Here is a 5937-nt window from a genome sequence, read left to right on the forward strand (position 1 = left end):
TATATAAACCGTATATCGTTCGGATTAAATTAAAATTTCGTTATGAATTTATTGCTTTTACTACGACTACGGTTGAGCCGACTCTTTAAGTTTCTCAGTTGCAATGTTTCCATAATTCAAATATTTTAACTTGTGATCGCTTTTGGTGCACCGAATATTTGTATTTGAGCATGATGACCTAACGAAACGTGCCTAAGACAAGTTGTTAAAGAGAATGCTTCGGTAGGTATTTCTATGCCCATTGAATACCTGTTGCAGACGCCGTGTGTCATAGAAATCAACTTGATCTTTATCACTTGCTTGCGTGCTGCAACGTCCTGAATGCCATTGTGCTATGGGTAGGGCGGCGTAATAGGCACCTTCCGTAATCTATAGCGGCGGGTTATGAAGCCCAACTCGATAAGGCCTATGTTCCACACCAAATCATCAGTGTCTGCTCTAGCAATGATTTGGCTGCCTTCGCCTTCCCTGTGAGCGACGAATGCGCCCACAGCATTCATGCGAGAACTACCGTGACACGCGCCTAAAATGGCCTCTTCTGCGCCGCTCTAAATTTGTATCAGCAGAGGTAATGGTTAGGGTCAGGCTCCCTCAGCACACTCCGAACGAATCGGCCATCACATTTCTCAGCACACTGGCCGTTTCACCATTTTGCAAACCGTATTCAAACCCGCGTAAAATGCCGCCCATGCGGGTGTAGCTCAATGGTAGAGCAGAAGCTTCCCAAGCTTACGACGAGGGTTCGATTCCCTTCACCCGCTCCAGTATCCGCTCCGGCCCGATCGGCTGACGAGGCACCCGAAGGTGCCTTTTTTATTGCACATTTCCCTGAATAATTCATGTCCGAAAATATTCCCGACGATTCAAGCAGCCGGCATATGCTCTATGACCCGACCGAGCGCCGCATCCGCAGTTTTGTGACGCGCGCGGGGCGCCTGTCCACCGCGCAGGCCAAGGCGATCGACACCCTTGGTCCGCAATTCTGCATTCCCTATGCGAAGGCGCCATGCGATTTCTCCAGGGTCTTTGGGCGCAATGCGCCGGTGATTCTCGAAATCGGATTCGGCATGGGCGACACCACGGCGAAGATCGCGGCGGGGATCCCGGACAAGGATTTTGTCGGTGTTGAAGTGCATACGCCCGGCGTGGGCAGCCTGCTGAAACTGATCGGCGAACAGGGACTGACCAACCTGCGGCTGATCCAGCATGATGCGGTGGAGGTCATCACCCATATGGTCGCGCCCGCCTCCCTTGCCGGCGTGCATGTTTTCTTTCCCGATCCCTGGCACAAGGCGCGCCACAACAAGCGGCGGCTGATCCAGGGACCGTTCGTGCAACTGCTCGCCTCGCGCATCGCGCCCGGCGGCTACCTGCATTGCGCGACCGACTGGGAAGAGTACGCAGTACAGATGCTGGAAGTCCTCGGCGCGGAGCCCACTCTGCGCAATACCGCCGAGGCGTACGCGCCCCGGCCGGAGTACAGGCCGGTGACGAAGTTCGAGAACCGTGGCCTGAAGCTGGGGCATGGAGTATGGGACCTGGTATTTGAGAAGCGCTGACCGGCGGAACCGATCGCAGCATCCGGCTTTCGGATTGCTTTCGTACCCGGTACGGCATACGGTGCATGCATGACTTCCAGGCGCACCACCTCCGTTCCCGTCATCGTGTTCGGCGCATTCGACCGCCATAATTTCGGCGACCTGCTGTTTCCGCACATTGCCGCTGCCCTGCTTGGAGAGCGGCAGCTGATTTTCGCAGGGCTTGCATCGCGGGATCTGCGCGCCGCCGGCGGCCATCTGGTGATGGCGATTTCGGAACTAGCCCTGCAGTACCGCAACCGGCAGGTGAACATCCTGCATGCCGGCGGTGAACTCCTGACCTGTAATGCATGGGAAGCGGCAGTCATGCTGCAGCATCCTGACGAGGCCCGGCAAGCAGCATTGCAGTGCGGCCCAAATGTCGCGCAACGCATGCAATGGGCACAAGCCCGGCTCGGCCTTCGGGCGCTTGTGCCGTATTCAGCAAGCCGTGACCTGTTCCCCCAGGCGCGGATCTGCTATGCAGCGGTGGGCGGGGCCAACCTCGACGCGCTGGATCCGGCGATGCATGCCGAAGTCTGCGCCAATCTTTCTGCGGCCGACATGGTAAGCGTACGCGAACGGCATACCCAGGCCTTGCTGGAAGACGCGGGCATTTCCAGCCTGCTGCTGCCCGACCCGGCAGTCATGGTGGCGAAGCTGTTTGGCGCAACGATTCACGCACGCCCTCCAGGCAACGATGTCGCGGCAGTCCGCGATTCATTCCCCGCCGGGTATCTCGCAATACAGTTCAGCGAAGATTTCAGCGACGATACCTCCCTGGCCATCATCGCGGCACAGCTTGATGCGATCGCGGAGTCGACCGGATACGGCATCGTTTTCTTCCGTGCAGGCGCGGCACCCTGGCATGACGACCTCGCGTGCTATCGACGAACTGCAGCCCACATGCGCAGGACGGCCTATGTATTCGAATCGCTGCATCTCTGGGATATCTGCGCACTCGTCGCCGGCAGCCAGGCGTATTGCGGCAGCAGCCTGCATGGCCGGATAGTCGCCGGCGCGTTCGCGGTGCCGCGCGTCACCCTTCGCCCTCCCGCGCAAGGCGATCGGCCGGGCAAGCACGCATCCTATGCATCGACCTGGGAAGTGCCCGGCATGCCGTCGACCGTGGATGTGAAAGGCATTGCAAACGGGATCGCGCAGGCGATGTCCGTGGACCCGATCCTGCTGCAGGAATCAAGCGCAAACCTCGCGAAACAATACGAAGATTCGTTCAAAAAGGTTTCGGCTGCACTGATGTGAACCTCCGGGAGCCATAAGAGATGCAGTCTCGTTGCAGGGCAATTTACGTCATTGACGATCATCAAGGCCAAGCCGAAACATTAGAAGATTGCCAAGTAGTTCTCCTGGATCAAGTTGCCTGGATGGGTATGGACTATACTTTGCGTCTTCCGCAAAAAGCAGTTGCTTAGCATCCACGAGGAGACGGTGTCCTCTTTCACCAAGCCATGCCAATCCATTCGAAATTCACCCGCGTTTCAGCCACCCTGGCATTATCCTTGGTCCCCCTGGCTCTTGTTTTTCCATCGATGCTGAAAAGCATTCTCTACGCTGTACTTCTGCTGGTGGCACTCCTGCTTCTGGCGAGCCGGCACGAGGCACGGGCGAGTTACCGCGCGATTCTGCCGATCGTCGTGGCGCTGGGACTATATCTGCCTTACTCGCTGCTGAGCATCTGGCTGCACCAGGGCATGGTGAAAAGCGCGGATAACGGCGTGCACTTCCTTTACTTCGTCATCATCGCCGTCTGCTTCCTTGAACTCGATCCCCGCCGGCTATTCTGGTTCGGCATCAGCGCCGCCGCCATCGGCGCCGGCGTGCTGGCGCTGTACCAGCGGTTCGAACTCGGGCTGCCGCGTCCGTATGGCATGTATGGCGTGAGTGAAATCGGCCTGTCGGGAGCGATCAAGTTCGCCATGGTGACGACACTGTTCTCGCTCCTGGCACTCAGCGCGGCGCTGAATCGCGGCAATCCGACAAGGGAACGTCTTTGTCACGGCGCCGCCGCGCTGGTGGGATTCGCCGGCTGCCAGGTAATCGCCAGCCGGGGGCCATGGCTGGTCTTTGTCCTCGTCGCATGCGGCATGGGTATCGTGTATCTGCTGAAACTGGACAAGCGACGCATGGGTATTGCGCTGCTGACGGCGCTCATCTCCGCCGCATTCGTGGTCGGCGTGTTTTATGCGGAACTGCATGAACGGGTTTCATTGACCGTCAACGAAATTTCGTCGCTTCAGAACGGGGATCTGAACACTTCACTCGGCGCCCGCATCGCGATGTGGAAGGCGGCACTGGCAATATTCAGCACGCATCCGTTCCTCGGCATTGGCCTGAACAAATTCGGCGTTCATCTGAACGAAATGATTGCCGCCGGCCAGGCCCCCGCGTTCGTCGCGGTCTTTGGGCACACCCATAACGAATATCTTGAAGCGCTAGTTACGGGCGGCATCATCGGACTGGCTTATCTGCTCTGGCTGCTCGGCGCGCCACTGGTATTTTTCGTGCGCCGGCTGATGCGTTTCCATGCCGCGGGCGTCAACGTTGCAGCTCCCGCCGGGGGATTAATCACGGTCATCTGCTTCGCCCTATTTGCGCTCAGCGACAATATTTTTGATCGCCAGATGACGACATCCCTGTACGCATTCCTCATACTCGGCTTCGCCGTCATGGCAATGCAGGATGTCCGGAGCCACGCGGGCTTATCCCCGCAGGCAGGCTAGAACAGGTCCATCTGCCCGCCCTGCCGGGAGAGCGCCGGCACGTTCGCCGGCCGACGAAATGCCGATGCATCGAGCTTGCCGAAATCACGCGCCCTCGACCGGATGCCCAGCCGTGCAGCCGCCTTCTCGAAACGCTGCCGTATCAGGTCGGCCCATACGCCCTCGCCATGCATCCGGGTCCTGAAGTCGGCGTCATAATCCTTGCCGCCCCGCATATCGCCCAGGCGATTCATCACCCGCTGCGCACGGTCCGGGAAGTGCGCCTGCAGCCATTCGCGAAACAAGGGACTCACTTCCCACGGCAGGCGGAGCACGATATAGCTGCCGCTGACGGCACCGGCGTCAACCGCCGCCTCGAGCACCCGCTCCAGGTCCGGTTCGGTCACGAAGGGAATCACCGGCGCGATGCTGACTCCGACCGGTATGCCGGCGTCGGTCAGCGCACGTATGGTCCGTAACCGCCGCGCAGGCGCCGCAGCACGGGGCTCCAGGGTGCGCGCTATGACCGGATCGAGCGTGGTGATGGTGATGGCGGCAACCGCCTGCCGCCGCGCCGCCATCGCCGCCAGCAGATCGATGTCGCGCTCGATCAGCGAGGACTTGGTGATGACTGCGACTGGATGCCGGCATTCATCCAGCACTTCCAATACACGCCGGGTCAGCCGCAGGCCGCGCTCGCAGGGCTGGTAGGCATCGGTATTGACGCCGAGCGCGATCGGCTCGGGCTGGTAGGAGGGCTTTGCCAGTTCGCGCCGCAGAACGTCGGGCGCATTGGTCTTGGCGATGATCTTTGTCTCGAAATCCAGGCCGGGCGACAGGCCGAGATAGCTGTGCGTGGGGCGGGCGAAGCAGTAGATGCAACCGTGCTCGCAGCCCCGGTAAGGATTGAGCGAGACGCCGAACGGAATGTCGGGCGAGGCATTGCGGCTGAGGATGGTTTTGGCCTGCTCCGTGGTGACTTGCGTGCGCCATTGGACGGCGTCCGCGGCGGATGCGTCGTCCTCATCGTGCGACCAGCCGTCGTCGAACGCTTCGCGCCCATGGATATCGTAGCGGCCTTGCAGATTGGAGACCGCGCCGCGCCCCTTCCGGACCACCACGAGTGGCTGCGGCGGAGGTATCGAGATGCCGTCGCTGTCGTCGATGTTGTCATTGCCGGACATGGCTTGCCCCTTTCATACTGTATTTATGTACAGTATAGCAACCGGGGATGCATTGCACATGCATTCTTTGCGACGCCTGCATCGGCGTCGCCATGCCGTCGCGTCAACTGCTACTTGCGCACCTTGGCAATCTCCGCCTGCAATTCCTTGACCACCTCGGCGCCGCCCTCGGCCACGAACTTGTCGATGGCCGGCTTGGCCTTCTCGCGCATGCGGCCGAGTTCGGCATCGCTGACTTCGCTCACCTGCATGCCCTTCGATTTCAGGAAATCAACTGCCTTCAATGCGGCGGCGCGGCTGTCGGCGCGTTCGAAGTCGCGCGATGCAATGGCGGATTCCTGCAGCGCCTTCTTTTCATCCGCCGACAAGCCGTCCCACCACTTCTTGCTGACAAGCACGATCCATGGGCTGTAGACATGCTTGGTCAGCGACAGGTATTTCTGCACTTCATAGAAC

5 protein-coding genes and 1 tRNA gene are annotated in these 5937 nt (G+C 59.6%); 4 read left to right on the forward strand and 2 right to left on the reverse strand.

All coding sequences use genetic code 11. The features are described 5' to 3' along the window. Positions 1-690: 690 nt before the first annotated feature. The 4 genes from V7080_RS22965 to V7080_RS22980 all read left to right on the forward strand — a co-directional run bounded on the left by V7080_RS22965 (position 691) and on the right by V7080_RS22980 (position 4318). Positions 691-764 (forward strand) — tRNA-Gly (locus V7080_RS22965). Positions 765-878: 114 nt separating this feature from the next. Next, a complete protein-coding gene (trmB, locus tag V7080_RS22970; RefSeq protein WP_442947276.1) occupies positions 879-1559 on the forward strand; it encodes a tRNA (guanosine(46)-N7)-methyltransferase TrmB in 681 nt (226 codons plus the stop codon). A 69-nt stretch (positions 1560-1628) separates the two neighbouring features. Beyond that, entirely contained in the window at positions 1629-2840 is a 1212-nt protein-coding gene (locus tag V7080_RS22975) for a polysaccharide pyruvyl transferase family protein (RefSeq protein ID WP_334190706.1), read from the forward strand. Positions 2841-3127: 287 nt separating this feature from the next. Beyond that, on the forward strand, positions 3128-4318 hold the full coding sequence (locus V7080_RS22980; protein ID WP_334190707.1) for an O-antigen ligase family protein: 1191 nt from the start codon (positions 3128-3130) through the stop codon (positions 4316-4318). Here V7080_RS22980 and V7080_RS22985 read toward each other — a convergent pair. Together V7080_RS22985 and dctP are read right to left on the reverse strand one after the other, a co-directional pair. Then, positions 4315-5481: a PA0069 family radical SAM protein gene (locus V7080_RS22985; protein WP_334190708.1), complete on the reverse strand. Its 1167-nt coding sequence runs from the start codon at positions 5479-5481 to the stop codon at positions 4315-4317. The two genes, V7080_RS22980 and V7080_RS22985, sit on opposite strands and share 4 nt — an antisense overlap. Before the next feature lie 110 nt (positions 5482-5591). Beyond that, the coding region (gene dctP, locus V7080_RS22990) for a TRAP transporter substrate-binding protein DctP (protein WP_334190709.1) at positions 5592-5937 on the reverse strand (346 nt) is incomplete at its 5' end.

It is taken from the genome of Noviherbaspirillum sp. (assembly GCF_036846085.1).
GTDB lineage: Bacteria > Pseudomonadota > Gammaproteobacteria > Burkholderiales > Burkholderiaceae_D > Noviherbaspirillum.

Excerpts from the sequence above, each read along its gene's own strand:
- trmB (WP_442947276.1), top strand. The coding sequence starts at position 879 with ATGCTCTATGACCCGACCGAGCGCCGCATCCGCAGTTTTGTGACGCGC.
- V7080_RS22975 (WP_334190706.1), top strand. The coding sequence starts at position 1,629 with ATGACTTCCAGGCGCACCACCTCCGTTCCCGTCATCGTGTTCGGCGCA.
- V7080_RS22980 (WP_334190707.1), top strand. The coding sequence starts at position 3,128 with ATGCTGAAAAGCATTCTCTACGCTGTACTTCTGCTGGTGGCACTCCTG.
- V7080_RS22985 (WP_334190708.1), bottom strand. The coding sequence starts at position 5,481 with ATGTCCGGCAATGACAACATCGACGACAGCGACGGCATCTCGATACCT.